The organism is Kitasatospora sp. NPDC038210, from assembly GCF_055600605.1.
The window spans coordinates 49,035-74,773 of the sequence record NZ_JBVJYK010000015.1; the positions used below are offsets into that span (position 1 = coordinate 49,035).

Here is a 25,739-nt window from a genome sequence, read left to right on the forward strand (position 1 = left end):
AGCACGGTCCCGTGGTCCTCGGGTCAGCGGCCGACCGTGGCCGTCGGGTCAGCGGCCGAAGTAGCCGTCGAAGTTCCTGGAGAACTCCCCGCCGCCGAACCGGTCCCAGTTGATCGACCAGGTCATCAGCCCGCGCAGGTTCGGCTGGGCACCCGAACGCGGCACGTACGCGCCGCAGTTGGCGAGCCTGGTGAGGCAGTCCAGCGCCTTGTCCACCTCGGCGGGGGCGACGTAGCCGTTGCCCGCGTTGGTGGTGGCCGGCATGCCGATGGCGACCTTCGAGGCGGGCAGCGGCGGGAACACGTTGTTCGCGTTGCCCGCCACCGGGAAGCCCTTGAGCAGCATGTCGGTCATCGCGACGTGGAAGTCGGCGCCGCCCATGGAGTGGTACTGGTTGTCCAGGCCCATGACGGAGCCCGAGTTGTAGTCCTGGACGTGCAGCAGGGTGAGGTCGTCGCGCAGCGCGTGGATGACCGGCAGGTACGCCCCGGCCCGCGGGTCCTGGCCGCCCCAGGGCCCGGATCCGTAGTACTGGTAGCCGAGTTGGACGAAGAAGGTCTCCGGCGCCATGGTCAGCACGAAGCCGGGGCCGTACTTGGCCTTCAGGGTCTTCAGCGCGGAGATCAGGTTGACGATGACCGGGGTGGTCGGGTTCCTGAAGTCGGTGTCGCCGGCGGCGAGGGAGAGCGAGTGGCCCTCGAAGTCGATGTCCAGGCCGTCCAGGCCCCACTTGTCGATGATCGCCGAGACCGAGCTGACGAAGGTGTCCCGGGCGGCGGCGGTGGTCAGCTGGACCTGGCCGTTCTGGCCGCCGATCGAGATCAGCACCTTCTTGCCCTGGGCGCGCTTGGCGGCGATGGCGGCCTTGAAGTCGGCGTCGGACTCCACGGTCGGGCACTCGGTCACCGGGCAGCGGTTGAACCGGATGTCGCCGGAGGTGACGGAGGTGGGCTCGCCGAAGGAGAGGTCGATGAAGTCCCAGGAGTTCGGGACGTCCGCCATCCGGGTGTAGCCGGCACCGTTGGCGAAACTGGCGTGCAGGTAGCCGACCAGGGCGTGGCTGCCGGCGGGCGGGCTGGTCGGCGTGCCCGTGGGGGTACCGGTGGGCGTGCCCGTCGGCGTCGCGGTCGGCGTCGCGGTCGGCGAGGCGGTCGCGGTGGGCGTCGGAGTCGGCGTCGCGGTGGGCGTCGCGGTGGGCGTCGGGCTGGGCGTGCCCGGGCCGTCGAGCGACACGTCGTCCGCGTAGTAGGTGCCCTGGCCGTACCAGCCGTGGGTGTAGACGGTGGCGCTGGTCTGGGTGGCGCCGGCGGTGAAGCTGAGGCTGAGCTTCTGGTACGAGCCGCCGGTGCCGGGCGTCCAGGTGCTGGGGCCGCCGCCGTCGACGCCCAGGTAGACGTACGAGCCGTTGACGTACGCGCTGAGCGTGTAGGTGGTGCCGGGGGTGACGGTGACGGTCTGGCTGCACTGGGCGGTGTCGCCGGCCGTGGCCGCGCCGGCGAGCGCGCGGCTGCCGCCGTGCACCGGGCCGGAGACGACGCTGCCGGTGCCGCCGGAGCAGCTCCAGGGGCCGAGCGAGCCGGACTCGAAACCGCCGTTGACCAGGAACTCGCCGGCCGAGGCGGTGGGCGCCAGGCCCAGGGTGATGCCGACCAGGGTGGCAGCGGCGACGGCGGAGGCGGTGCCGGCGGCGAGGCCGTTTCTCAGGGTTCTGCGCATGCGGGTGCTCCTGCGATGGCGCGGTCGTGGGGGACGTCCGAGGGCACGCCGGTGCACGCGCCAGTGGGGGGAGCGGCCCGGCCTGGCACCCTAGTTGGACTAGACCACTGAAGTGGATCCGCCGATGCCCTGTCAATGGTCCAGACCGGTCCTGACGCCTTCCCCGGTCCCCTTCCGGTTGCCGGGTGTGACACCCCGTCGAAGGATGGAGGGGTGACCCCGCCCGGCTACCTCCGCCACCCCCACCTGCACGGCGGCCTGCTCACCTTCACCGCCGAGGACGACGTCTGGATCGCCCCGCTGGACACCGACGGCGCCGTCACCGGCCGGGCCTGGCGGGTCACCTGCGACCGCACCCGGGTCAGCCACCCCCGGTTCTCCCCCGACGGCACCACCCTCGCCTGGACCAGCTGGCTGAGCCTCACCCCCGAGGTGTGGACCGCACCCGTCGACGGCGGCGAGGCCCGCCGGCTCAGCTTCTGGGGCAGCCAGGACACCCGGGTGCGCGGCTGGCTGCCGGACGGCGAGGTGCTCGCCGTCACCTCCTTCCACGAGCCCTTCGGCCACTACACCTGGGCCCACGCCCTGCCGCCGGACGGCTCCCCCGGCCGCCGGATGCCCTGGGGCCCGGTCGGCGACGCCCAGATGAGCCGCGAGCGGACCGTCCTGCTCACCGGCGCCGCCCCGCACGACCCGGCCGCCTGGAAGCGCTACCGGGGCGGAGCCGTCGGCCGGCTCTGGGCGGACGGCGAGCAGATCCTGCCCGCACACACCGGGCACCTCGCCGCCCCGATGCCGGTCGCCGGGCGGGTGGCCTTCCTCTCCGACCACGAGGGCATCGGCAACCTCTACTCCTGCCGCCCGGACGGCACCGACCTGCGCCGGCACACCGACCACGCCTCCTACTACGCCCGCGAGGCCGCCACCGACGGCACCCGCATCGTCTACCAGCACGCCGGCGACCTCTGGCTGCTGGACGGCCTGGACGCCCCCGCCCCGCGCCGGCTGCCCGTCCCGCTCGGCGGCGCCCGGGCCGGCCGCCGCCCGTACCAGGTCGGCGCCGCCTCCCAGGTCAAGGACCTCGCCTGCGACCAGACCGGCCGGGCCGGGGTGATCACCGTGCGCGGCAGCCAGTACTGGCTCACCCACAAGGACGGTCCGGCCCGCGCACTCGCCGACACCCCGGGGGTGCGGACCCGGCTGCCGGTGGTGCTCGGGCACACCGGCGAGGCGGCCTGGGTCACCGACGCGAAGGGCGCCGACGCGATCGAGGTGATGCCGCTGCCCGGGCACGAGGGCGCGGAGAAGCACCGCCACCGGATCCTCGCCTCCGGCCGGCTCGGCCGCGTCCTGGAGCTCACCGCCTCCCCCGACGGCAGCCGCCTCGCCGCCGTCGCCTCGGACGGGCGGCTGCTGCTGGTCTCCGCCGCCGACGGCGAGGTGCGCGAGCTGGCCGCCTCCGAGTACGGCCCGGTCTCCAGCGCCCGCTTCTCCCCCGACTCGCACTGGATCACCTGGTCCCAGCCGGTCGCCGGGCGCTCGCTGCGCCGGATCCGGCTCACCCGCACCGAGGCGCCCGCCCCCGTCACCGAGGTCACCGACGGCCGCTTCGAGGACGAGCAGCCGGTGTTCACCCGGGACGGCCGCTACCTGGCCTTCCTCTCCTGGCGCGGCTTCGACCCGGTCCACGACGTGCACACCGGCGACCTCTCCTTCCCGGTCGGCTGCCGCCCGTACCTCGTCCCGCTCACCGCAGACACGCCCTCGCCGTTCTCGGCACCGGTCGAGGACGGCGCCCCGCGCGGGGACGGCGGCGGCGACGGCACCGTCCGGGTCGAGCCCGCGGGCATCGGCGACCGGCTGCTGCAGTTCCCGGTGATCGCCTCCAAGTACTCGGCCACCGACGCGGTGCGGGGCGGCCTGGTCTGGCTGCGCTGGCCGATCGCCGGCACCCTCGGGCAGACCTTCGCCAGCCCGGAGGACACCTCGGGCCGCCCCTCGCTGGAGTACTTCGACCTGGCCCGGGGCAGCCGCAGCACGTTGGCGGACAAGCTCGACGGCTACGCCGTCTCCGGCGACGGCGGCTCGATCGCCGTCTACTCGGCCGGGACGCTGCGGGTCGTCCCGGTCACCGCCCCCTCCGCCGGCACCGCCGTCGACCTGCGCCGGATCACCCACACCGTGCACCCGGCCGCCGAATGGCGCCAGGCCTACCACGAGGCCGCCCGGATCGTCCGGGACCAGTTCTGGGACGAGCGGATGTCCGGCCTGGACTGGCCGGCGCTGGTCGCCCAGTACGAGCCGCTGCTGGACCGCGTCTGCTCACCCGACGACTTCGCCGACCTGCTGCGCGAACTCCTCGGCGAACTGGGCACCTCGCACGCCTACGTCACCCCGTCCCGGCGCGCCGAGGGGCCCTCGCTCGGCCAGCAGCCGCTCGGCCTGCTCGGTGCCAACGCCCACCGCACGCCCGACGGGCGCTGGCTGGTCGACCGGGTGCTGCCCGGCGAGTCCTCCGACCCGCGTGCCCGCGCCCCACTGGCCGCCCAGGGCGTGCGCGACGGCGACGAACTGCTCTCGATCGGCGGACGCCCGCTGGACCCGGTGCGCGGACCGCTCCCGCTGCTGGCCGGCACCGGCGGCACCACCGTGGAACTCGCCCTGCGCAGCGGCCCGGACGGCCCGGTGCGGCGGATCGCGGTCACCCCGCTGACCGACGAACGGCCCATCCGCTACCAGGACTGGGTGGCCAAACGCCGTTCCCTGGTGCGGGAGTTCAGCGACGGGCGGTGCGGCTACCTGCACATCCCGGACCTCGGCGGCTCCGGCTGGGCGCAGTTCAACCGGGACCTGCGGCGCGAACTGGACAAGCCCGCGCTGGTGCTGGACGTCCGCGGCAACGCCGGCGGCAACGTCTCCGAACTGGTCCTGGAGAAGCTCACCCGACACGTCCTGGCCTGGGACTTCACCCGGGACCGCCAACCGGTCCGGTGGCCGCGGCACGCCCTGCGCGGCCCGCTGGTGGCCCTCGCGGACGAGGCGACCAGCTCGGACGGGGACGTCATCATCGCGGCGATCAAGCTGCTCGGGCTCGGCCCGGTGATCGGCAACCGCACCTGGGGCGGCGTGGTCGGGATGTCCGGGCGGCACACCCTCGGCGACGGCACGCAGATCTCGGTGCCGAAGAACGCCTCCTGGTTCGACGGCGGCCTCGGCTGGTCGGTGGAGAACCACGGCGTCGAACCGGACGTGCACGTGCTGCGCACCCCGCGGGACTGGGCCCGGGGGCGCCACCCCGAGCTGGTCACCGCCGTCCAGCTGGCCCTGGACCTGCTGGAGGACGCGCCCGCCGCGGTGCCCCCGCCGGAGTCCACGGCCCGGCCGGACCTGCGGCGCCCGCCGCTGCCACCGCGGGAGCGGTGACCAGCGGGGGCGGCAGTGACCGGCACGTGGGCGGTGGCCGGCGGGGGCGGTGGCCGGCGGGCGGTCTCAGTCCCAGGGGTCGCCTTCGGCCGTCATGTTCTCGGCGGCGCGCCGGTCGGCCTCCTCCTGGGAGATCCGTTCCCGGGCCATCCGCTCCTGCGTGTCCCTGCTCCGCTCGACGTCGTCACCGAACGCGTCCGCGGCCTCGTCGTGGGCGAGGGCGGCCCGCTGGGCGGCGTCCTCGCCGGTGGCCTCGTGGTGCGGCGGCCGGTGGAACAACCTGTCGAAGATGCCCATGACTCCTCCTCCGGAGGGGAACGTCGGACTACCGGGCTGCCCCCACTCTCACACCGTGACCGGGCCGACGCACCTCGGGCCCCGGTTGAGCCCTTGGTCCCTGGTGAACGCGCCCAACGGCCGTAGCGGGGCGGTGCGCGCCGGGCGGAGGGTGGAGCCGTCGGCCGAACTGACGCCACCGTTGGAGCCCGCTGTGACCGTCGTACATTCCGGAAGCCACGCCCGGCGCACCGCCGAGGACCCGCACGACGGACCGCGCCGCCGGGTCGGCCCGCTGGCCGCGCTGGACGGGCGGCTGCCCGGCGCGCACGACCTCCTGTTGATGCAGTGCCCCAGCTCGTTGCGGCCCCTCGCGGGCGGCGAGCTGCCGGACTGGGCGCGCGCTGTGCTGCGGGCACACCCCTGGGTGACGGTCGGCCGGGCGCCCGCGGTGGTCGGCAACCCGGCGGACCTGCCGCACCCGCAGCGCTGCACCCGGGACCCCGAGGCCGCGCCCGAACTCTGGTTCCCGGTCACCGTGCGCGGCCCGCGTCACGGGCAGCGGCTGGACGCGCTGGCGCCCTGGGCGGCGGTGGCCCGGACGCTGCGGCCCGAGCAGCTGGCCGAGCGGCGCGAGCGGCTGTCCCCCGAACGGCTCACCGGGATCCCGGCGCTGGCGCTGCTGCCGGAAGTCGGCCGGCTGGTGGCGGACCACCGGATGCCCTGGGGTCCGATCGGCGCGGTCGGCTACGAACTGGGCAGCGGGGTGCCGGTGTCCGGCCCGTTGAGCCCGCTCCGGCTGGTGCTGCGCTCCCCGCAGCCGATCAGCCGGCGCGACGCGCTGCAGCTGCGGCGCGCGCTCACCAAGCTGCCGGTGCCCGTGCAGGCCGAGCTGGAGACCCGGCACGGCTCGGTGCAGCTGGCCGAGTACGCGGCGGGCGTGCACACCCTCACCCTGCTGACGCCGTACGGGCCCCGGGAGGTCCACGACCCGTGGTTTCCCCGGGGCCCGTACGCGTGAGCCGCCGGGCCGCCCCGTCAGTCGGGCCGGTTGGGCGGCCGGGACGCGGGAGGCCGACGGCGGCGGGGCACCGCAGCGAGCTCCCGGGCCGCGGCGTACCGTGCCGCGGCCCGGCGGAGCCGTTCCGTTGCCTCCCGCAACTCGGCGAGGAGCGCGTCCCGGGTGGCCTCGCGGCACGCCTCTCGGAGCTGCCGCTCCTCCGCGAGCATCCGCGCTGCGGCCGCGACCGCGCGACGGCGTTCGGGACTGAACCACAGGACCGGCGCGGCGAACCGGAGGTACCCGCCCCAGACCCAGGACCAGGTGCTGCGGGGTTCACGGATCAGGCCGAGGACCGTGCGGCCGAGGAAGGAGATCGTCAGCACGGTTCGTCCCTCCTCCGGAAGCGGAGGCGGCGGCCGAGGGCGATCAGGGGCTCCTCGAAGGGCTGGTTCGCCAGGTAGGCCGGAGACCAGGCGACGCCCCACCGGCCGCACTCCGGGCAGTTCCACGTGCGGCCGGCCTCGGTGGCGTCGCCGAGCACGTCGACCGGCGAGCAGCAGTTCGGCGCGGGACAGGTCGGGCTGGTCATCGGCGGCTCACGCGGCGCCCTCGGTGTCGACGCGGGGTCGGCCGCGCCGCTTGGCGGGGACGAGGCGGAGGACCACCGTCGGCCCGCCCGGGAGCGGGTGGATCCGGGCGGGATCGACGGTCCGCTCCAGCCCGCCGCCCACCGGCCGCACGTAGGCGAGCCCGCCCCGGGTGTCCATGTAGACGACGTCCTGATCGGTCGTCACGTCCTTGACCAGCTCGCCCACCTGCGGGCAGTAAGGCGGCGGCCCCACGGGAGACGTCCTGCGCGTCACGAGCCAACTCCCTTCCGTAGCCATATGACTACTCAGAGATGCCAACTGTGGTCTAGAGTGAGGAGGTCTTCAACCTGTCGGATCTGCTTGGGGAGATGGAATCGACACCCATGAACAAGGTTGAACTGGACCCTGATTCGTCTCCTGCCGCCAAGTTCGGCTCAGATGTCCGCAGCGCACGGGAGGCACGGGGGTGGACCCAGGATGAACTGGCACATGCCATCGGCTACTCGCCGACGCATGTATCGGCCGTGGAAACTGGTCGCCGCCCTCCAACCGCTCGTCTGGCACGCGAACTTGACAAGGCGTTTGGATTCGAGAACGTATTTGTCCGCAAGTCGCGCGATCTCAAGTCGTCGACCATCCTCGAAGGCTTCCCGGAGTACGTCGCGCACGAGTCCAAGGCGGTGGAGCTGAGGCTGTTCGACCTGGGCATCGTGCCGGGACTGCTCCAAACCGTGGCCTACGCACGGGCCATTGCGGCGGGCGCGGTCCGGCGAGGCAGTATCACGGAGGACCAGGCCGAGGAGCGGGTCACCTATCTCGCACGGCGACAGTCCAACCTGCGCCGAGAATCCCCGCCACTGATCCACGCCGTTCTGGACGAGAGCTGCCTCCGGCGGCCGGTCGGCGGGGACGCCACCATGGCCGCCCAGCTCGAAGAGCTCATCGCCTTCGCCCGGATGCCCAACACCGTTCTCCAGGTGGCTCCGTTCGCCCTCGGCGAGGAACGAGCGTTTGACCTGCCGGTGAACATCCTGACCCTGCCGGACCGATCGCTGATGTCCTACGCGGAATCGGCGCACCAAGGGCACCTGGAACGAGACAGCGGCGCGGTGCCGCCGATGCTCACGGCCTACTATCAGCTGCAGGCCCTGGCTCTCTCACAAGCCGAGTCCGTGGCCCTGATCAGCCAGCTACGAGAGGACCTGCCGTGACCGCCGAGCCTCAGTGGTTCAAGTCTTCGTACAGCAGCAATGGGGGCAACTGCGTCGAGGTCGCGGGGAACCTGGTCGCGTCCGACACCGTCCCCGTCCGCGACTCCAAGGACCCCGCCGGGCCGGCCCTCGTTTTCCCCGCCGAGGCCTGGCAGTCCTTCGTCTCCGCCGTCCGATCCGGCGAGTTCGGCGCGCTCTGAAAAACCCTCGCGGGCCGATGTCAATCCGGCCGCGTCCGCTCCGACGACGGGGTGTGCGGCGCCCCGCCGTACGAGGACGCGACCGGACCTGACGAGGAACCCGTGGACCAACTGCTCAGAGTGATGAACTTCAACGTCTCCAGTGACGGCATCGGTGCCGGTGAGCACCAGAGTCTGGAGCGGCCGTTCGGCCTCGACGGCCCCGAGCGGCTGTTCGCCTGGGCCGGGGCCACCGCGAGCTGGCCGATGCGCACCGATCCCGGGGGCAGCCGGGGTCTGGACGACTACTTCACCCGGGACTTCGCCCGCAGCATCGGTGCCGAGATCATGGGCCGCAACAAGTTCGGGCCGCAGCGCGGGCCCTGGCAGGACCACGAGTGGCGTGGCTGGTGGGGTGACGAGCCCCCGTTCCGCACTCCGGTGTTCGTCATGACCCACCACGTGCGTCCGTCGATCACGCTCTCCGACACCACCTTCCACTTCGTCGGCGGCGACCCGGCCGCCGTCCTCGAACGCGCGCGGACGGCGGCGCGGGGCAAGGACGTCCGACTCGGCGGCGGTGTCACCACGATCCGGCAGTTCCTCGCCGCCGACCTCGTCGACACCCTGCACATCGCCGTCTCACCGGTGGAGCTCGGGTCCGGACTGCGGCTCTGGGAGTCCCCCGAGGAGCTGCTCGACCGGTTCCACCTGGAGGTCGTGCCCAGCCCGAGCGGCGTCACGCACCACCTGTTCTGGCGCAGGTGACGCGAGGGCCCCACGACCCGACGGCGGGTCGTGGGGCCCGTGAGCCGTGCGCAGGGAGCGGCCGTCAGCCGCTGATGCTGGCCGCGCCGGTCTCCAGGTGGCCGGTGAAGCGCTGCGACCAGCTGCTGTCGGCGTCCACCGTGACGGTGAAGTCGTACCAGCCGTTGGTGTAGGCGACGGCGTTGAAGTAGTCGCTGACGTTGCCGCCGGCCGGGACCTGGTACGTCCAGGGGCCGTCCGTCCGGTAGTTGTTGGGGGCGATGGTGAAGGTCATCGGCGTGCTGCCGCTGTTGGTGAGCTTGAACCAGAGGGCCAGCTTGCCGGTGCCGGACTCCACCGCGTACGAGGCGGTGACCGCCGCGTTCTTGCCCGCCTTCGTCGCGTCGCCCTTGAAGCGGCGCAGGAAGCGGTTGGGGCCGACCACCGACAGGTCGTAGGGGCCGCCGCCGAAGCCGGTGCCGCAGTTGAAGAAGTCGCTGGTGCTGCCGCCCGGGTCGACGGTGTACTGCCAGGGGCCGCCACTGCGGTAGGCGTTGGCGTAGGCGGCGAAGTGCGAGGACTTGGAACCGCCGTTGGCCATGGCGATCCAGACCTTCATCACCCCGCCCGAGCCGAACTCCAGGTGGTCCAGGTTGGCGTTCGGCTGGTACGGCAGGGCGCGGGCCGGGCGGGTGCCGGACTCCTGCAACGGCAGCTGGTTGTTCACCGGGGCCGGGTTGGGCAGCGGGCCGCAGGCGGACAGGCCGATGGTCTGCGAGGTGTCGGGCAGCGCCGGCAGGCCGTACACCGGGTTGGCGAAGTCGAACACGCTGGTGAGGTCGCCGCAGACGCGCCGGCGCCAGTCGCTGATGTTCGGGCTGGTGGCGGGCCTGCCGAGGGCGGCCGTCCAGACCTCCAGGAAGCGCAGCACCGAGGTGTGGTCGAAGGTCTCGGAGTTGACCCAGCCGCCGCGGGTCCAGGGCGAGACCGCGATCATCGGGACGCGGAAGCCGAGGCCGATGTTGGTGCCGTTGTAGAACTCGCCCGGAGTGCCGGCCGGGGCGACCGGCGGCGGCACGTGGTCGAAGAAGCCGTCGTTCTCGTCGTAGTTGATGAACAGGACGGACGAGTTGAAGACGTTCGGGTCCGCGTTGAGCGCGTCGATCACCATGTGGACGAAGTGCGCGCCGTCGGCCGGGGTGGCGTACGGGTGCTCCGAGGAGGCCTGGTCGGGGACGATCCAGGAGACCTGCGGGAGGGTGCCCGCCAGCACGTCGGCCTTGATCGCGGCGGCGATGTCGTCCGGGGTCCTTCCGGTGACCTTGGGCACCGAGCCCATGCCCTTGACGGCCAGCGGGCTGCCCGCCGCAGCGCCGGAGAACTGGTTGAAGTAGGCGAGGGCGTTGTCGCCGTAGTTGTCGGCGGCGTTCTGGTAGACCTTCCAGCTGACCCCGGCGTTCTCCAGGGCCTCGGCGAAGGTCTGCCAGCGCAGGCCCTTCTCGTCGCCGCCGTCGTAGGCCGGGCCGCCGGCGGCGCCGGACGGGTCGATCTGGCCGGACCAGTGGTAGGTGCGGTTGGGGCCGGTCGCGCTCAGCACCGAGCAGTGGTAGGCGTCGCAGATGGTCCAGTTCTCGGCCAGCGCGTAGTGGAACGGGATGTCCTGGCGGGTGAGGAAGCCGAGCGTGCGCACGTTGCCCTTGGCGGAGACCCAGTTGTCCATCTTGCCGCTGTTCCACGCGCTGTGCTGGTCGCTCCAGCCGTGGCTGAGGTCGCCGTTGCACTGGGCGAGGCGCTCCGGGTCGGCGCCGCCGGCCGGCTTGGTCTGGCTGAACTGCCACGGGTACTGGCGGCTGAACAGGCCGTTGGGCTGGTTGAAGACGCTGTAGCCGCCGGCGATCTGGATCGCGCTGCGGTCGGCGAAGCCGCGCACGCCGCGCAGCGTGCCGAAGTAGTGGTCGAAGCTGCGGTTCTCCTGCATGAGGATCACCACGTGCTGCACGTCGCCGATGGTGCCGCTCTGCCGCAGCGTGGTGGTGGAGGCCACCGCGGGAGCGCCCGGGGCGGCGCCCGCGGCACCGGTGCCGGCCACGGCGAGACCTGCGGCGGCCGCCCCGGAGAGCGTGACGAACTTCCTACGACTCAGCTCGGCCATCAGCCCGGCCCGTCCCTTCGCTGGCGATGTTGTGTACACAAGTCGGGGCTCATCGATCGCGAAGCAGTCTCCACCGCGTGCGGAGCGGGCCACCAGATGCGTGCACCAGGTTTGGCGGACTGTTCGTCCTGCGGTCACCGAGCGACGCCGGGCTGAACGCGGGACGGAAACGCCGGGGAGGGACGGAGGGGGCCCGGTCAGCGGTCCTTGACGTCGATCCCCAGCGCCTGGGCGAACTGCGGCGCCAGCTCCAGCAGCTGGGTGGAGCTGATCACCGCGCCGCGCAGCCCCTGGTGCCCGTCGGCCAGCCCGAGCCGGACGGCCCCGCGCAGGTCGGTCTTGCTCAGCGTCGCCCCGCGCAGCCGGACCTCCTCCAGCGTCGAGCCGGGGAAGCACACCGAGGTCAGCTTCGCCTCGCCGAAGTCCACGTCGCGCAGCAGGCAGTCCTCGAAGACGACGTCCCGCAGCACGGCCGACCGCAGGTTGACCGCCTCCAGCTTGCAGCCGCGGAAGACCACCCGGCGCAGCGCCGAACCGTACCCGGCGACCCCGGCCAGCACGCCGCCGACGAACGAGCTGTCCTGCCACTCGGTTTCGCTGAGGTCGCAGGCCACCCAGCGGCCGGCCTGCACCCAGACCTCGTTGAACCGGGCCTGGCGCAGCTTGACCCCGCTGAGCGCGACGCCGGTGAAGGCGCATTCCAGGAAGGCCGCCCCGGCGACGGACTCGTCGGTGTGCTCGCCGCCGTCGAAGTGCACGGTGTCGTACCGCTCGTCGCTGCGCAGCGGCCCGGCGTGCGGGCGCAGCAGTTCGGCGTACGGGAGGTCGTCGAGCCGGTCGGGGACGGAGCGGGTCATGGCGGCACCTTGCGATCGGGGGCGGAGGGGTCTCGCCCGCATGCTCGCACGCGGCACCGACAGTCCCGCCGCCACACGCCACCGCCGCCACCGCCGCCGTCAGTGGCAGCGGCGGCAGCCGGGAGCGCGACGCCCCGGGCCGGCCGCAGCGGTGTGCGGCCGGCCCGGGGGTGTCCGGTGGATCAGCCGCGCGCCCAGAGGGAGTTGACGCGGCTGCGCTCGGTGCTGTTCGGGTAGGGGTTGGTGCAGGAGGTGCCGGGGCCGCCGCCCGACATCAGCTCGCTGCACGGGCCGGAGTAGTGGTCCGGCAGGCCGAGCACGTGCCCGGTCTCGTGGGCGGTCACCCGCACCGAGTTGTACTGCCGGTTCTGCTGGTAGTCGAGGAAGATGTAGCCGCGCCCGTGCCCGTCGGTGCTGGCGTAGGAGCCCCGGCTGTCGTTGCCCTCGTAGTAGCGGAAGTCGGCGGCCGAACCGGACCGCAGCTGGACGTTGCCGACCGAGCTGTTCCAGATCTGCGCGGCCTGGGATATCTGGTTGCGGAAGGTCGGGGCGGAGCTGGCGTCGTAGGTCACCACGACGGTCGCCAGGCCCGGGTTGGCGGCCTGCTTGGCCTTCGCGGAGGCCATCACGGCCTGGAAGAAGGCCTGGTTGTCCGCGGTCTCGGCGGCCGAACCGGCGTACGTCGAGGCGGTGTAGCCCTGCGTGGCCGGGGCGGCCGGGGCGGCGGCCGCGGCGGTGGCGGGCAGCACGGCGAGGCCGGCCGCGAGGGCCAGGCCGAGGGTGGCGGACAGCACGGATCGCTTCATGTGGGGGTCTCCGGTTCCTGTGGTGTCGTGGCCGGTTGGGGGCCGGCCCTGGGGGACACCTGGTCAACGGGTGATGTCCCCAGAGCTTCGGACAGCCCGGCGGGCGCGCGGATGATGTCAACCCGCGATAGCTCGGTGCAATACCCCTGGGGCACGGCCGATTTGAGCCGTCTTTTCCTCGTCTTGACTCAACCGTGCCCCTGGCATTCCGTTCCGGTGGCGGCTAGGCTCCGAGGCGGGGAAGTACCCGGAGCGGCGGGCCGCTTGATTCCGGCCGAGCGGCCCGCCGCGCCCGAACTCCTCTACCGGGCAGCCTTGTTCGCTGCCGCAAGACCGTTCGCCCAGAGGTCGTCGACCTGGCTGCGCTCGCTGGCGTCGGGATAGGGGTTGGTGCAGGAGGGGCCGGGGCCGCCGCCGGACATCAGCTCGCTGCACGGGCCGGAGTAGTCGTCGGGCAGGCCGAGCACGTGCCCGGTCTCGTGGGCGGTCACCCGCAGCGAGTCGTACTCCTGGTTCTGCTGGTAGTCGAGGAAGACGTAGCCGTGGCCGTGGCCGTCGGTGCTGGCGTAGGAGCCCCGGCTGTCGCTGCCCTCGTAGTACGAGAAGTCGCCGTTGCCGCCGGTCTCCTGGAGCTGCACGTTGCGCACCGAGCCGTTCCAGATCCGTGCGGCGCCGGCTATCTGGTCGGCGAAGGAGGGCGCGTTGGCGGTGTCGTAGGTGATGGTGACGGTCCGCAGCCAGGGGTTCGCGGCCCGCTTGGCCTCGACCGAGGCCACCACGGCCCGGAAGAAGGCCCGGTTGTTCGCGGCCTCCGCGGCCGAACCGGCGTACGTGGCCGGGGTGTAGCCCTGGACGGCCGGGGCAGCCGGGGTCGCGGGTGCGGCCGGCGCGGCGACGGCGGCGGTGGCGGGCAGGGTCGCGAGGCCGGCCGCGAGGGCGAGGCCCAGGGCGGCGGACAGCACGGATCGCTTCATGTGGGGGCTCCGGGTTCGCGGTGCGCCGCCCCGCCGGGACCGGTGGGGGCCGGGCACGGCGGCGGCGCGCGGTGGGGGACCGCCGGGGCCGGTGGCCGCGGCGGGTTGCTGCCCCCGAGCTTCGGACAGCCCGGGCCGGTCGCGGATGATGTCAACCGGCGATAGCACCGCCGCATACCTGCCGGGACCCGTCACACGTTCCGTCGAGGCACCCTTGACTGCCTGTCATGTCCTTGGCGATCCGGCGCGGAGGCGTCTATGCTCCGGAACGTGGAGCTCGACGTGAGACACCTCCGGGTGCTGTGCGCGATCGCCGACAGCGGCAGCCTCCGCAAGGCCGCGCTCCAGCTCGGCATGACCCAGCCCTCCCTCACCACCCAGCTGCACCGCATCGAACGGGCCATCGGCGGAACCCTGTTCACCCGCGAGCAGACCGGCAGCAGGCCCACCCCGCTCGGCCACTCGGTGCTCTCCCGGGCCAGGCCGGTGATCACCGAAATGGCCGCGCTGGTGGCCGCCGCCCGCCAGGAGGCCCGCGACGCGACGGGGTCCGGCCGGCACCGGCGACTGCGCATCGGCAGCGTCGGCAGCCGCGCGGTCGCGGCCTGGCTGCGCCGGGTGCACGAGCGGCTGCCGGACACCGACACCACGATCCACGTCGACGTTTCGGCCAGCGCGCTGCTGCGGATGGTCGCCGCCGACCAGCTGGACGTGGCCTTCGTGCACGAGAGCGAGGGCTTCCCGCTGCGGGTGCCGCCGGACGCCGAGCAGCGGGTGCTGATGGCGCGCGAGCCGCAGTACGTCGAGCTCGCCGCGGGGCACCCGGCGGCGGCCCGCCAGGTCGTCCGCCTCACCGACCTCGCCGAGGACACCTGGATGGTCGACCCGACCGCCGACCACGAGTACGCGGCGATGCGCCGGGTGTTCAGCGGGGCCGGGCTCAACCCCCGCGTGCTGCAGGTGCGGGACAACGCGACCGCCGCCGAGTTGGTCGCCTCCGGCGAGGCCGTCCGTCCCTGTCAGCCGACCTCCCCGCCGGGGCCCGGCACGGTCGTCCGCCCGGTGCACGGGGACCCGTTGGCCGTCCGGCTGCTGTTCACCTGGCGGCCGCGCGCGCTCAGCCCGCCCGCGCTGGACGCGCTGTACGGCGAACTGCGCGCCGCCTACCTGGACCTGGCCAAGGTCAACCCGGCCTACCTGGCCTGGCTGTCACGGCACGAACCCGTCCTGCTGGGGCGGAGCTAGGACGCCCCCGGGGCGGAGTCGGGACACCCCCGGGGTCCGGGCCGGGACTCCGCCGCGGCGGAGTCAGGACACCCCGGCGATCCTGCTCTCCCGGCCGTGGATCAGCACGCCCGCCGCCACCATCAGCGCGCAGACCAGGCCAGCCGCCAGCACTCCCGGGCCGCCGAACGCGGTACAGGCCAGCACCAGCGCGGCCCCGACCGGCGCCACCGCCTGGGCGACCGCGCCGCGCTTGGTGTGCCGGGAGTGCAGGAACCAGACCGTGACCAGGTAGACCGCGGTGGGCACGGTGACCGTCGCGGTCGCGGCGGTGTCGGAGATCTCCGCCTTGTGCACCGCCGACTCCACCGCCACCTCCAGTCCGGCGCCGATCGCCGCCGCCGAGGCGAACACCACGTAGTGCCCGTAACCCCAGGCGAAGGCCTGCCGGTTGGATCGCAGGTGCTCGTGGACGGGCCGGGCGAAGTAGATCCACCAGGCGGCGAAGCAGATCAGCAGACCGCCGACCGCCACCGGCACCAGCCGGCCCAGCTCCTCGTGCTCGTCCACCGCCGACTGGACCGCGACGGTCGCCGCCGCGACCGTCTCGCCGAGCACGATGAGGGTGAACAGTCCGTACCGCTCGGAGATGTGGTGCGGGTGCCAGGAGGTCTGCATCCGCAGCTCCGCGATCACCGGGACCGCCAGCTCGCACAGCACGCCGATCGGGATGACGTACGGCCGGACGTCCTGCGGCAGGAACACCACCACCACCCAGCCGATCTGGCAGATCGTGATCCCCACCGCGTACCGCAGCGCGACCCGGCGGGCCTCCCCCTGCTCGCCGGCCGCCGCGCGCAGCCACTGGGTGACCATCGCGAGGCGCATCACCACGTACCCGGTGATCGCCAGGGTCAGGTCCTGGGTGGCGAACAGCCGCGGAACCCCGGCGGCGAGGATCAGCACCCCGGCGATCTGGACCAGTGTGGTGATCCGGTACGGCACGTCGTCGCAGTCGTACGCCGAGGCGAACCAGGTGAAGTTCATCCAGGCCCACCAGATCGCGAAGAAGGCGAGGGTGTAGCCGCGCAGGCCGTCGCCGTAGTGCCCGGCCGCGAGGGAGTGGGCCAGTTCGCGCCCGGCCTGGCCGACCGCGACCACGAAGCAGAGGTCGAAGAAGAGCTCCAGCGGGGTGGCGACCCGGTGCGGCTCGTGGCGGTCGCGCGGGACCATCCGGCGCACCGGCGGCGGGTCGACGTGGTGCGCGCGGGGTGCCGGGGCGGCGGGATCACTGGCCATCGGGGCTGCTCCGGGGTCGGGAGGGGCGGATCGTCCCCGCGCATCCTGACAGCGCCCCGGGCCCGGCGCACGCACCGGCACGGCGCGTGCGCCGGGTGGTGCGCCCCTGCCGGGACCCGCCGCACCCCGCCGGCGAAGAACCCGAATGCCCCTTTCTTCCCTTGCCGTCAGCCGTAGTTGACGCACCGGTGCGCGAAGTGGGTGACAGCTCGGCGGGTTTCCGGACGCGCCCCGCGTGATGCACCGCGAGGGGCCGGGGCGCCGCTAGATTCATCCCCGGTCGGAAGAGCGCGGGCCCTGCGGGGCCCATGACACGGGCGGTCTGCGGGCAACGCGGAAGGTCAAGGCGGGTGGCGGGACAGCGGGGGCGGCAGAGCCGGCCTTCCCGTGTCCGCACCACCGGCCTCGTGATCACCGCGCTGCTCGCCAGCGCCTGCCGTGCGGCCCGCGTCGCCGTGCCCGCAGCGGCTACTTCTCCCAGCCGACCTTGCTGTAGTCCGTGCCGGCCAGACCGAACGCGCCGTAGTTGGCCAGGCCCTTGCGAGCCGCCACCACGGTCGGCCGCTGGTAGAGCTCGACGGTGTGGCCGAGTTCCCAGATCTTCGCGTCCGCCTGGTTGTAGAGCTTCGCGGCCTCCGCCGGGTCGAGCGTTCCGGCAGCCTTCTTCAGCAGCCCGTCGATCTCCGTGGTGCCGAGCTTCGAGTAGTTGCCGAAGACGTTGTCCCCCACCGGCAGGCGGAAGTTGGTGAGCGAGCTGGAGAGCGGGAACGAGTCGGTGTTCCGCCAGCTGGCGATCTCGAACTTGCCCGGGTTCACGTACTTGGTGAAGAAGTCGTTGGACGCCACCTTGTCCAGGTCGACCTTGACCCCCACCGCCTGCCACATCGCCGCCGCCGCGGTGGCCAGGTCGAGCTGGGCCTGCGGGGTGGCGTCGTTGATGACCCAGTGCAGCTCCAGCTGCTGCCCGTCCTTGGTGCGCGGCCGGCCGCCGTCGGCCTCCTTCCAGCCGGCCTCGTCCAGCAGCTTCTTCGCCGCGGCCGCGTCGAACTTCGCCCAGTCGCCGGAGTTGTCCTGGTAACCCGTCTGGTTGGGCATGATGATGTGGTTGCCGAGGGGCTTGAACTCCACCGGGACACCGTTGTTCGCGATCTTGATCAGCGCCGACCGGTCAAGGGCCTTCCCGAGTGCCTGGCGGACCTTCTGGTCCGCCAACGCGCCGCCCTGGCCGAACGAGATGTGCACCTCGTCCCACGGGCTCGCGGCACGGATCACGGCGTCCTTGGAGTCCTTGAGCTGCCCGTACGCGGCCGCGGTGCCGGCTGCGGCGAAGTCGATCTCGTTGTTGAGGAACGCCTGCGTGGTCGCCGACTGGGACATCACCCGGAAGGTGATCCGGTCGAGCTTGGGCTTCGTCCCCCACCAGGCCGGGTCCGGGACCAGTGACAAGGTCTGCGCGGTCTTGTCCGCCGTCCCGACCTTGAACGGGCCCGCGGTGATCGGGAACTTCTCCACCCACCCCTGGTTGAAGTCGTCCGCCGTCCCGATGCCGGCGGCCGGGATCAGCGGGCGGAACAGGTTCTGCCAGTCGGCGTACGGCTCGGAGAAGGTCACCTTGACCTCGGTCGGGTCCGCCCCCTGCTCGACGGCGGAGATCAGCTCGTAGCCGGCGGAGTCCGCGATGTTGTAGCCGTCCTTCTTGCCGTTGCTGGCCTCCCAGTCCGCCTTGAAGTCCAGGTAGCTCAGCGGCTTGCCGTCCGACCACTTCGCCTTGGGGTTGAGCTTGTAGGTGATCACCTGCGGGGAGGACGAGGTGACCTTGGCCTCCTGCAGGTAGTCGGTGACCGGTTGGAAGTTGCCGGAGGCGTCGGTGGTGAAGAGGTCCGGTTCCAGCGTGCGCATGATCTCGACGGCGTCGCCGTACCGGCCGTCCACCTGGAACGGGTTCCACTGGGTGATCCACTGGTACAGCGGGAAGCGCACCTCGCCGCCGTCCTTGACCTGGTCCAGCGGCTTGGCGTTGATGTCCTGGGAGTCCTGTCTCGGCGGCTCGCTCTTGGCCACGCCGTCGCCCGAACCGCCCCCGCCCGAGGTGCACGCGGTGACCGCCAGCGCGGCGGCGACGGCGAGGGCGGTGGCCCGGCCGAGGCGACGGGCCGTGGTGGAAGCGTCCATGAGGGTCCCCCTGGTGAGGTCTGCGGAACGGGAGTTGCGGCACGACAGGCATGACTCGGCTTGAGCATGGGCACTCAATCCGGCATCGAGCCAGAGGAACGTAACAGCGGATCAGATCCGCCACCAGGGGGAGGAGCGTGCGCCTGATCCAAACGTCACAGGAGGCAATACCGCCGCAACACCGCCGCCGTCCCCGAGTGCTTCACTCTGACCTGCGCTTTCCCGACTCCTCTGCCAACACCGCCACCTGACGGCCCGACCGGGCCCCGACCGAAGGCCGAAACCCGATGCCCACCAGACGCGTCGGCCCCGCCCCCACCCCGGGCGGCCGTTGATGCTCCGCTACCTGGCGAAGCGGCTGAGCTACTACGCGGTGCTGCTGATCGCCGCCGTGTTCCTGGCGTACGCGATCTCCGCGACCGCCCTGCAGCCGCGCACCTACTTCGACGCCAAGGTCCCGCGCCCGTCCGCTGCGTCGGTCGAGCAGCAGCTCACCGCGCTCAACCTGAACGACCACACCCCGGTCGTCGAGCGCTTCGGCCACTGGGCCGGCGGACTGCTGCACGGCGACCTCGGCCGGACCATCCACGGCACCCCGGTCTCCGACGACTTCGGCCGCAGGGTCTGGGTCTCACTGCGGCTGCTGCTGATCGGCAGCCTGCTCGGCATCCTCCTCGGCGTCGCCGCCGGGGCGTGGAGCGCCGTCCGCCAGTACCGGATCTCCGACCGGCTGCTGACCGTGGTGTCCTTCGTCCTGCTCTCCACACCGGTCTTCCTGGTCGCGCTGTTCCTCAAGAACGGCGCCATCGCCGCCAAGGACGCGGCCGGCCACGAGGTGGTCCCGTTCACCGGCTACGAGACCCCCGGGCTCACCGGCGGCCTCGGCACCCACCTGGCCGACTGGGCGCTGCACCTGCTGCTGCCCACCATCTCGCTGGCCCTCGGTGGCCTCGCCACCTACAGCCGCTACCAGCGCGGCACCATGCTCGACGTACTCGGCTCCGACTACCTGCGCACCGCCGAGGCCAAGGGCCTCACCCGCGGGCGGGCACTGCTGAAGCACGGGCTGCGCACCGCCGTGATCCCGATGTCGACCATGTTCGCCTACAGCTTCCTGGGCATCTTCACCGGCGCGATCTTCACCGAGACGATCTTCGGCTGGCACGGCATGGGCGAGTGGCTGATCCAGTCGATCAACGAACAGGACGTCAACTCGGTCGTGGCGATCAACCTGTTCACCGCCGTCGTCGTCCTCTTCTCCGGCTTCCTCGCCGACACCCTGCACGCCGCCCTCGACCCGCGCGTGCGGTCCTGATCGGAGGAGACCCGAGATGACCACCCTCTCCGCCGAACCGGCCGAGCCCACCGGGACCGCCGAACTGCCCGTTCCCGCCGCCGCACCCCGGGCCGCCGGCCGCGGACGGCTCGTGCTGGCCCGGCTGCTCGCCGCCCGCGGGGCGCTCGCCGGAGCCGCCCTCGTGCTGCTGCTGTTCGCGCTCGCCTTCGGCGGGCCGCTCCTCACGCCGTGGGACTACGCCACCCCCGACTTCTCCGCGCTGCACCGACCCCCTTCCGCCGAGCACTGGTTCGGCACCAACGGCGTCGGCCAGGACGTTTTCGCGCAGACCCTCCGCGGGCTGCAGAAGTCGCTGGTCATCGGCCTGCTGGTGGCACTCTTCTCCACCGTGCTGGCCTCCGTGGTCGGCGCCTGCGCCGGCTACTTCGGCGGCTGGGCCGACCGGGCACTGATGTTCCTGGTCGACCTGCTGCTGGTCTTCCCCGCCTTCCTGGTCATCACCATCGTCTCCTCGCGGCTGAAGAGCGCCGGCTGGATCGCCTTCGTGCTGCTGCTCGCGCTGTTCAACTGGATGATCACCGCCCGGGTGGTCCGCTCGATGACCATCTCCCTGCGCGAGCGCGAATTCGTGCGCGCCGCACGGTTCATGGGCGTGCGGCCGCTGCGGATCATCAGCCGGCACGTCCTGCCGAACGTCGCCTCCTTCCTCATCATCGACGCCACCATCGCGGTCGGCGGCGCCGTGATGAGCGAGACCGCCCTCTCCTACTTCGGCTTCGGGGTCAAGGCACCGGACGTCTCCCTCGGCACCCTGCTCGCCGCCGGGACCAGCGAAGCCCCGGTGTTCCCCTGGCTGTTCTACTTCGCCGCCGGCCTGCTGGTGCTGTTCGTCCTCGCCGTCAACCTGATCGGGGACGGGCTGCGCGACGCCCTCGACCCCACCTCGGGGGCCGCGCCCCGCCGTTCGCGTCGCAACCGCCGTTCCGACAGCCGTAGGAAGCGCCCGTGACCACCACCGTCGAAACCCCGCTGCTCGCCGTCCGGGACCTGCGGGTGGACTTCGCCGGGCCGCACGGCCCGGTCCCCGCCGTCCGCGGGGTGGACCTCACGCTGCGGCGCGGCGAGACCCTCGGCATCGTCGGCGAGTCCGGCTCCGGCAAGTCCGTCACCGCGCTGTCCGTGCTCGGCCTGCTGCCCGGGACGGCACGGGTCAGCGGATCGGTGCGACTGGACGGACGGGAGCTGGTCGGACTGCCCGGCAAGGAGCTCGCGGCGATCCGGGGCCGCCGGGTCGCGATGGTCTTCCAGGACCCGCTCTCCGCCTTCACCCCGGTCTACCGGATCGGCGACCAGATCGCCGAGGCGGTCCGCGTCCACCAGCGGGTGGACAAGGCCACGGCACGGCGCCGGGCCGCCGAACTCCTCGACCTGGTCGGCATCCCGGCGCCCGACCGGGCCCTGGACAGCTTCCCGCACGAGTTCTCCGGCGGCATGCGCCAGCGCGCGATGATCGCCATGGCCGTCGCCAACGAGCCCGACATCCTGCTCGCCGACGAGCCCACCACCGCGCTCGACGTCACCATCCAGGCCCAGGTGCTGGACGTGCTGCGCACCGCCCGCCGGGAGACCGGCGCCGCGCTCGTCCTGGTCAGCCACGACCTCGGGGTGATCGCCGGAACGGCCGACCGGGTCGCGGTGATGTACGCGGGGCGGGTGGTCGAGACGGCGGGCGTGGACGAGCTGTTCACGGCCCCGCACCACCCGTACTCGCTCGGGCTGATCGGCGCGCTGCCCCGGCTGGACGGGCGCGGCGGTCCGCTGGTGCCGATCCCCGGCGCTCCCGCGCCGATGGCCGAGCTGCCGCCGGGCTGCCCGTTCGCGGCGCGCTGCCCGCTGGCGGAGGAGCGCTGCTCGGTGTCGGAGCCGGTCCTGGAGGGCCCGGCCGACCACCTGTCGGCGTGCGTGCGGTCGGCGGAACTCGCCGAGCGACGGCCCGCGCCGGCCGAGGTCTACCCCGTACCGGAGCTGCCCGCCGCCTCCGCTCCCGGGGACCGCGCTGACCTGGCGCCGGTGCTGGCGGTGAGCGGCCTCGGAAAAACGTTTCCGCTCCTCAAGGGCGCGGTGTTCAAGCGCAAGGTCGGCGAGGTGTACGCGGTGGACGGCGTCGACCTCGACCTGCGCGAGGGCGAGACCCTCGGCCTGGTCGGGGAGTCCGGCTCCGGCAAGTCCACCACGCTGTTCGAACTGCTGCGGCTCGGCGCCCCGGAGACCGGCCGGATCGAACTGCTCGGCCACGACACCGCAAAGCTCACCCGGGCCGAGGCCCACCGGCTCCGGGGCGAACTGCAGATCGTCTTCCAGGATCCGATGGCGAGCCTCGACCCCCGGATGCCGATCGGCGACATCATCGCGGAACCCCTGCTCGCCCAGCGCGCCCCCCGCGCGGAGATCGCCCGCCGGGTGCCCGAACTGCTCCGCCAGGTGGGCCTGGACCCCGGCCACGCCGTCCGCTACCCGCACCAGTTCTCCGGCGGCCAGCGCCAGCGCGTCTCGATCGCCCGGGCGCTCGCCGTCAGCCCCAGGCTGCTGGTGCTGGACGAACCGGTCTCCGCCCTGGACGTCTCCATCCAGGCCGGGGTGCTCAACCTGCTGCAGGCGCTCAAGGCCGAACTCGGGCTCTCCTACCTGTTCGTCTCGCACGACCTCTCGGTGATCAGACACCTCGCCGACCGGGTCAGCGTGATGTACCTCGGCCGGACGGTCGAACAGGGCGAGGTCTCCGCCGTCTTCGACCGCCCCCGCCACCCGTACACCCGCGCCCTGCTCTCCGCCGTCCCGCTCCCCGACCCCGCCGCGGAACGCGCCCGCGACCGCATCCTGCTCGCCGGCGACCCGCCCTCCCCCACCGAGCGCCGCACCGGCTGCCCCTTCCGCACCCGCTGCCCGCGCTACGCCGCGCTCACCGCCCCGGCCGACCGGACCCGCTGCGAGCAGGAACGGCCCGCCCTGATCGGCGGCCCCCCGCGCACGGACCACCAGGCGGCCTGCCACCACCCGGAGGGACCACCCGCGGGCGGTCACGTCGGGTGACCACCCGCGCACGATTCGGTGGATCGGGCCCGCGCCGTGTAATGTCTTCGACGTCAGCAAGCGCCGCTAGCTCAGTTGGTTAGAGCAGCTGACTCTTAATCAGCGGGTCCGGGGTTCGAGTCCCTGGCGGCGCACATGGCAAGGTCTCAGGCCGTCCACTCCGGTGGGCGGCCTGAGGCGTTTCCGGAACGGGTAGACGTTCCCACCATGACCTCCGACACCCGCCCGCTGGCCGAAGAACTGCTGCTGCTCTGCGCCGATCCGACCACCGGGCGCCTGAGCTCCCCGACCACCTTCCCGACCGCGATCGCGGGCGCCGTCCTCGCCGAGATGCAGCTGATGGGCACGATCACCGTCGAGGACGGCAGGATCACCGCGTTCCGGCAGACGGACGAAGGCGACGAGTTCGCCACGAGGGTCCTGGCCGCGCTGGAGCGGGCGGACGGGAGCCGTCGCCGGACCACCCTCGACCACGTGCTGAGCACCCTCGGCCACCACAGCCGCCCCCGGCGGTACCTGGACCGGCTGACCGACCAGGGCGTACTCACCGTCCGCACCCCCGGTTTCCTCGGGCTGCCCCGCCGCCGCTGGACCGCCACCCGGCCGGACGTCGGGGTGCTGATCGCCCAACGGGTCGCGGCAACGCTGGCCCGGACCGCCGGCTCCGGCCCGACCACCCCGACGGAGCAGCGGGACCACCAACTGGCCGGACTGATGGGAACGGCCCGGCTGGAGCGCCGACAGTACCGGGGACCGGAGGGCGAGCCGACCCGTCGCGCGGTGCGGCAGCTCTCCCGCAACCTGCCCGTCCCCCGGGCCGTCACCCGGGTGGTGGCCCGGCGGAACCAGTCGCTGAACAGCTGACCGCTGCGGCTCCGGTCCACTCCGGTCCGGGCCCCTCCGCTTCGGGCCTCAGCGGGTGTCGAGCACGGCCGAGGCCACCGCGTCCGGGCGGTCGAACATCACCAGGTGCCCGGCCGGGGCCGTGGTGCGGAAGTCGGCGCCGAGCAGTGCCGCGAGTTCCCGCTGCTCGGCCAGCCAGGCCTCGGTCCGGCGGTTCCGGCAGCCGTCGTCGGCGGCCAGGACGGTGATCGGCAGGTCCTCCGGCAGCAGCCGGGTGCGGCGCAGCCCGTCCAGCTCGGCCGCCGTGTCCAGGTAGCGCGCGTTCTCCCGCAGCAGCGCGCGCAGCGCCCGGCCGGTGCGGTAGCAGTGCCGGACCAGCGGTTCCGGGGCTAGGTCCTCGCGCCGGACGGTGGACAGCCGGGCCACCGTCCGGCGGACGGTCGGGCCCAGCAGGTAGGGCACGGCGAGGGCGGTGGCGGCGCCGGCCAGCGCACGGGCCGCCAGGTCGCGGGCGGCGGGCGCCGGGTACGGCCGGGCCGCCGGTTCGACACTGCCGTCGACCAGGACCAGCCCGGCGGTCCGCTCGGGGTGCAGCCGGGCGAAGGCCTCGACGTGGAAGCCGGCGAGCGAGTGGCCGACGACGGTGCAGGGCTCCTGCAGCCCGAGGCCGTCCAGCACCGCCAGGATCCGCCCGGCCTCGCCGGCCGCCGTCGGAGCGGGCCGACCGGTGGCGGGCTCGCCGGCGCTCAGCCCGTAACCGGGGCGGTCGTAGCGGACCACGGTGCGGTAGGGGGTGAGGAACGGGACGACGAGGTCCCAGTCGAACCAGCTGCTGCCGAGGCCGCCGCTGAGCAGGCAGACCGGGCCGCTTCCCTCGGTGCGGACGTGCAGCGGCACGCCGTCGATGCGCAGGAAGCGCGCCCGGGTGCCAGGACCGCCCGGACCGCCGGGGCCGCCGGGGCCGCCGGGGCCGCCGGGATCGCCGGAGGTTCGGGGGTCACTGGGCTGTCGGGGGTCGCCGGGTCCGGTCAAGTCGGCCTCCGTTCCGGGAGCGGCCGGGCCGGGTGCTGCTCCGGCCGGTCCCGCCGGGCGGACCGGGCGACGCCCACGGCCAGGACGGCCAGCCAGAGCGCGACCAGCAGCACCTGCAGCCGCTGGCCGGCCCCGAGCGCCCAGGTGCCGCGCCCGGCCTGGAAGGCGGCGATCGCGGCGAGGCTCCAGCCGGTGGCGAGGAGTTCGGCGCCCAGCAGCCAGGGCCCGATCCGGCCCACCGGCGGCCACCCGCCGTGACGACGGGCGGCGACGGTGAGCGCGACCAGCGCGGTGAGCGCGCCGAGCACTGCGAGGCTGCTGGTGACGGCGTGTGCCGTGTGGGTCGCGGGGACGAGCCCGGCGGTCTCGCGGGCGGCGCACATCTCGTCGCTGGTGGGAGTGCAGCTGAGCGGCAGCCGGGAGTCGGCGGTGGTCGCGGCGCCGAAGACGGCCAGGGCGGACCAGCCGACGAGCGCCCAGCGGCAGCGCCGGGAGCCCCCGGTCCGCCCGGTGGCCCGCCCGGCCGTCCGTCCGGGGCCCTCCCCGGGGGCCTTCCCCTCGGCCGTCCCGCTCGCGAGCCCGCTCGCGAGGGCGGTACCGGCGGCGGCGAGCAGGCAGAGCCCGGCGACCAGGTCGGTGGCCCGGAACAGACCGCCCAGCGGCTGGTCCTCGGCGGCGAGTTCGCTGATGTACGCCTGCACCGGGTCGAGACCGGTGCTCAGCACGACCTCCAGCACCCAGGCGGTGTACGCCACGGCGCTGAGCAGCAGCAGGACGGCGACCGTCGTCCGCCCGGCACGGTGTCCTGGCTGGGGGCTGGGCACGGTTCCACCCTAACCAGCGGCGAA

The 25,739-nt window shown here is 73.2% G+C and carries 23 protein-coding genes and 1 tRNA gene; 11 read left to right on the plus strand and 13 right to left on the minus strand.

Translation table 11 applies throughout. The annotated features are described in order from the left end of the window. Window positions 1-48: 48 nt before the first annotated feature. A complete protein-coding gene (locus tag ACZ7KX_RS27970) occupies window positions 49-1,716 on the minus strand; it encodes a chitinase (protein WP_470328870.1) in 1,668 nt (555 codons plus the stop codon). 213 nt (window positions 1,717-1,929) lie between these two features. Between ACZ7KX_RS27970 and ACZ7KX_RS27975 the strand changes: the two genes are divergently transcribed. After that, window positions 1,930-5,139 (plus strand): S41 family peptidase, encoded by a 3,210-nt coding sequence (locus ACZ7KX_RS27975; RefSeq protein ID WP_470328871.1) that lies wholly within the window; start codon window positions 1,930-1,932, stop codon window positions 5,137-5,139. Between the two features lie 66 nt (window positions 5,140-5,205). Here the strand turns inward: ACZ7KX_RS27975 and ACZ7KX_RS27980 are convergent, their stop codons facing one another. Beyond that, window positions 5,206-5,436 (minus strand): hypothetical protein, encoded by a 231-nt coding sequence (locus ACZ7KX_RS27980; RefSeq protein ID WP_470328872.1) that lies wholly within the window; start codon window positions 5,434-5,436, stop codon window positions 5,206-5,208. Between the two features lie 193 nt (window positions 5,437-5,629). Here ACZ7KX_RS27980 and ACZ7KX_RS27985 point away from each other — a divergent pair, with 193 nt between their 5' ends. Continuing rightward, on the plus strand, window positions 5,630-6,436 hold the full coding sequence (locus ACZ7KX_RS27985; protein WP_470328873.1) for a phosphoribosyl-dephospho-CoA transferase MdcG domain-containing protein: 807 nt from the start codon (window positions 5,630-5,632) through the stop codon (window positions 6,434-6,436). A gap of 17 nt (window positions 6,437-6,453) precedes the next feature. On the opposite strand, the gene ACZ7KX_RS27990 is transcribed toward ACZ7KX_RS27985, so the two are convergent. From ACZ7KX_RS27990 to ACZ7KX_RS28000, 3 genes are read right to left on the minus strand one after another with little or no spacing between them, the layout of a single operon-like run. Continuing rightward, a complete protein-coding gene (locus ACZ7KX_RS27990; RefSeq protein WP_470328874.1) occupies window positions 6,454-6,801 on the minus strand; it encodes a hypothetical protein in 348 nt (115 codons plus the stop codon). Further along, entirely contained in the window at window positions 6,795-7,007 is a 213-nt protein-coding gene (locus tag ACZ7KX_RS27995) for a hypothetical protein (protein ID WP_470328875.1), read from the minus strand. The genes ACZ7KX_RS27990 and ACZ7KX_RS27995 overlap by 7 nt, the downstream gene beginning before the upstream one ends. 7 nt (window positions 7,008-7,014) lie before the next feature. Beyond that, a complete protein-coding gene (locus tag ACZ7KX_RS28000) occupies window positions 7,015-7,260 on the minus strand; it encodes a hypothetical protein (RefSeq protein ID WP_470328876.1) in 246 nt (81 codons plus the stop codon). 131 nt (window positions 7,261-7,391) lie between these two features. Here ACZ7KX_RS28000 and ACZ7KX_RS28005 point away from each other — a divergent pair, with 131 nt between their 5' ends. The 3 genes from ACZ7KX_RS28005 (at window position 7,392) to ACZ7KX_RS28015 (ending at window position 9,166) form a co-directional block, all read left to right on the plus strand. Beyond that, window positions 7,392-8,219 carry a helix-turn-helix domain-containing protein gene (locus ACZ7KX_RS28005; RefSeq protein ID WP_470328877.1) on the plus strand — a complete coding sequence of 276 codons (828 nt, stop codon included), beginning with the start codon at window positions 7,392-7,394 and terminating at the stop codon, window positions 8,217-8,219. Next, the gene (locus tag ACZ7KX_RS28010; RefSeq protein WP_470328878.1) at window positions 8,216-8,419 is read left to right on the plus strand and encodes a DUF397 domain-containing protein; all 204 of its coding nucleotides are present in this window, start codon (window positions 8,216-8,218) and stop codon (window positions 8,417-8,419) included. Before ACZ7KX_RS28005 ends, ACZ7KX_RS28010 begins: the two co-directional genes overlap by 4 nt. 102 nt (window positions 8,420-8,521) lie before the next feature. Continuing rightward, the gene (locus tag ACZ7KX_RS28015) at window positions 8,522-9,166 is read left to right on the plus strand and encodes a dihydrofolate reductase family protein (protein ID WP_470328879.1); all 645 of its coding nucleotides are present in this window, start codon (window positions 8,522-8,524) and stop codon (window positions 9,164-9,166) included. A gap of 64 nt (window positions 9,167-9,230) precedes the next feature. On the opposite strand, the gene ACZ7KX_RS28020 is transcribed toward ACZ7KX_RS28015, so the two are convergent. The 4 genes from ACZ7KX_RS28020 to snpA (ACZ7KX_RS28035) all read right to left on the minus strand — a co-directional run bounded on the left by ACZ7KX_RS28020 (window position 9,231) and on the right by snpA (ACZ7KX_RS28035) (window position 13,934). After that, a complete protein-coding gene (locus ACZ7KX_RS28020; RefSeq protein ID WP_470328880.1) occupies window positions 9,231-11,297 on the minus strand; it encodes a phosphocholine-specific phospholipase C in 2,067 nt (688 codons plus the stop codon). Between the two features lie 197 nt (window positions 11,298-11,494). Continuing rightward, on the minus strand, window positions 11,495-12,154 hold the full coding sequence (locus tag ACZ7KX_RS28025) for a pentapeptide repeat-containing protein (protein WP_470328881.1): 660 nt from the start codon (window positions 12,152-12,154) through the stop codon (window positions 11,495-11,497). A 182-nt stretch (window positions 12,155-12,336) separates the two neighbouring features. After that, window positions 12,337-12,960, minus strand: a complete 624-nt coding sequence (snpA, locus tag ACZ7KX_RS28030; protein ID WP_350628731.1) for a snapalysin — start codon at window positions 12,958-12,960, stop codon at window positions 12,337-12,339. 302 nt (window positions 12,961-13,262) lie between these two features. Continuing rightward, window positions 13,263-13,934: a snapalysin gene (gene snpA, locus ACZ7KX_RS28035; protein ID WP_470328882.1), complete on the minus strand. Its 672-nt coding sequence runs from the start codon at window positions 13,932-13,934 to the stop codon at window positions 13,263-13,265. Between the two features lie 270 nt (window positions 13,935-14,204). Here snpA (ACZ7KX_RS28035) and ACZ7KX_RS28040 point away from each other — a divergent pair, with 270 nt between their 5' ends. Continuing rightward, entirely contained in the window at window positions 14,205-15,179 is a 975-nt protein-coding gene (locus tag ACZ7KX_RS28040; RefSeq protein ID WP_350521894.1) for a LysR family transcriptional regulator, read from the plus strand. 63 nt (window positions 15,180-15,242) lie between these two features. Here ACZ7KX_RS28040 and ACZ7KX_RS28045 read toward each other — a convergent pair whose 3' ends face one another. Both ACZ7KX_RS28045 and ACZ7KX_RS28050 read right to left on the minus strand, forming a co-directional pair. Further along, window positions 15,243-16,457 carry a low temperature requirement protein A gene (locus tag ACZ7KX_RS28045; protein WP_470328883.1) on the minus strand — a complete coding sequence of 405 codons (1,215 nt, stop codon included), beginning with the start codon at window positions 16,455-16,457 and terminating at the stop codon, window positions 15,243-15,245. Between the two features lie 468 nt (window positions 16,458-16,925). Next, on the minus strand, window positions 16,926-18,629 hold the full coding sequence (locus tag ACZ7KX_RS28050; RefSeq protein WP_470328884.1) for an ABC transporter family substrate-binding protein: 1,704 nt from the start codon (window positions 18,627-18,629) through the stop codon (window positions 16,926-16,928). Between the two features lie 334 nt (window positions 18,630-18,963). On the opposite strand from ACZ7KX_RS28050, the gene ACZ7KX_RS28055 reads away from it, so the two are divergent. The 5 genes from ACZ7KX_RS28055 to ACZ7KX_RS28075 all read left to right on the plus strand — a co-directional run bounded on the left by ACZ7KX_RS28055 (window position 18,964) and on the right by ACZ7KX_RS28075 (window position 23,880). Then, window positions 18,964-19,944 carry an ABC transporter permease gene (locus ACZ7KX_RS28055; protein WP_470328885.1) on the plus strand — a complete coding sequence of 327 codons (981 nt, stop codon included), beginning with the start codon at window positions 18,964-18,966 and terminating at the stop codon, window positions 19,942-19,944. 16 nt (window positions 19,945-19,960) lie between these two features. Beyond that, window positions 19,961-20,935 carry an ABC transporter permease gene (locus tag ACZ7KX_RS28060; RefSeq protein WP_470328886.1) on the plus strand — a complete coding sequence of 325 codons (975 nt, stop codon included), beginning with the start codon at window positions 19,961-19,963 and terminating at the stop codon, window positions 20,933-20,935. Next, window positions 20,932-23,016 (plus strand): ABC transporter ATP-binding protein, encoded by a 2,085-nt coding sequence (locus ACZ7KX_RS28065; protein ID WP_470328887.1) that lies wholly within the window; start codon window positions 20,932-20,934, stop codon window positions 23,014-23,016. The genes ACZ7KX_RS28060 and ACZ7KX_RS28065 overlap by 4 nt, the downstream gene beginning before the upstream one ends. A gap of 60 nt (window positions 23,017-23,076) precedes the next feature. Continuing rightward, window positions 23,077-23,150 (plus strand) — tRNA-Lys (locus ACZ7KX_RS28070). A gap of 73 nt (window positions 23,151-23,223) precedes the next feature. Then, window positions 23,224-23,880, plus strand: coding sequence for a GOLPH3/VPS74 family protein (locus ACZ7KX_RS28075; protein ID WP_470328888.1), 657 nt, complete (start codon window positions 23,224-23,226; stop codon window positions 23,878-23,880). Window positions 23,881-23,928: 48 nt separating this feature from the next. Here the strand turns inward: ACZ7KX_RS28075 and ACZ7KX_RS28080 are convergent, their stop codons facing one another. Both ACZ7KX_RS28080 and ACZ7KX_RS28085 read right to left on the minus strand, forming a co-directional pair. Further along, window positions 23,929-24,771: an alpha/beta fold hydrolase gene (locus ACZ7KX_RS28080; RefSeq protein WP_470329001.1), complete on the minus strand. Its 843-nt coding sequence runs from the start codon at window positions 24,769-24,771 to the stop codon at window positions 23,929-23,931. 116 nt (window positions 24,772-24,887) lie between these two features. Then, complete coding sequence (locus tag ACZ7KX_RS28085) at window positions 24,888-25,715, minus strand: DUF998 domain-containing protein (protein WP_470328889.1); 828 nt, start codon at window positions 25,713-25,715, stop codon at window positions 24,888-24,890. Window positions 25,716-25,739: the final 24 nt, after the last annotated feature.

Excerpts from the sequence above, each read along its gene's own strand:
- ACZ7KX_RS27970 (WP_470328870.1), bottom strand. The coding sequence starts at position 1,716 with ATGCGCAGAACCCTGAGAAACGGCCTCGCCGCCGGCACCGCCTCCGCC.
- ACZ7KX_RS27980 (WP_470328872.1), bottom strand. The coding sequence starts at position 5,436 with ATGGGCATCTTCGACAGGTTGTTCCACCGGCCGCCGCACCACGAGGCC.
- ACZ7KX_RS27995 (WP_470328875.1), bottom strand. The coding sequence starts at position 7,007 with ATGACCAGCCCGACCTGTCCCGCGCCGAACTGCTGCTCGCCGGTCGAC.
- ACZ7KX_RS28005 (WP_470328877.1), top strand. The coding sequence starts at position 7,392 with ATGAACAAGGTTGAACTGGACCCTGATTCGTCTCCTGCCGCCAAGTTC.
- ACZ7KX_RS28020 (WP_470328880.1), bottom strand. The coding sequence starts at position 11,297 with ATGGCCGAGCTGAGTCGTAGGAAGTTCGTCACGCTCTCCGGGGCGGCC.
- ACZ7KX_RS28025 (WP_470328881.1), bottom strand. The coding sequence starts at position 12,154 with ATGACCCGCTCCGTCCCCGACCGGCTCGACGACCTCCCGTACGCCGAA.
- snpA (WP_350628731.1), bottom strand. The coding sequence starts at position 12,960 with ATGAAGCGATCCGTGCTGTCCGCCACCCTCGGCCTGGCCCTCGCGGCC.
- snpA (WP_470328882.1), bottom strand. The coding sequence starts at position 13,934 with ATGAAGCGATCCGTGCTGTCCGCCGCCCTGGGCCTCGCCCTCGCGGCC.
- ACZ7KX_RS28045 (WP_470328883.1), bottom strand. The coding sequence starts at position 16,457 with ATGGCCAGTGATCCCGCCGCCCCGGCACCCCGCGCGCACCACGTCGAC.
- ACZ7KX_RS28050 (WP_470328884.1), bottom strand. The coding sequence starts at position 18,629 with ATGGACGCTTCCACCACGGCCCGTCGCCTCGGCCGGGCCACCGCCCTC.
- ACZ7KX_RS28055 (WP_470328885.1), top strand. The coding sequence starts at position 18,964 with ATGCTCCGCTACCTGGCGAAGCGGCTGAGCTACTACGCGGTGCTGCTG.
- ACZ7KX_RS28060 (WP_470328886.1), top strand. The coding sequence starts at position 19,961 with ATGACCACCCTCTCCGCCGAACCGGCCGAGCCCACCGGGACCGCCGAA.
- ACZ7KX_RS28075 (WP_470328888.1), top strand. The coding sequence starts at position 23,224 with ATGACCTCCGACACCCGCCCGCTGGCCGAAGAACTGCTGCTGCTCTGC.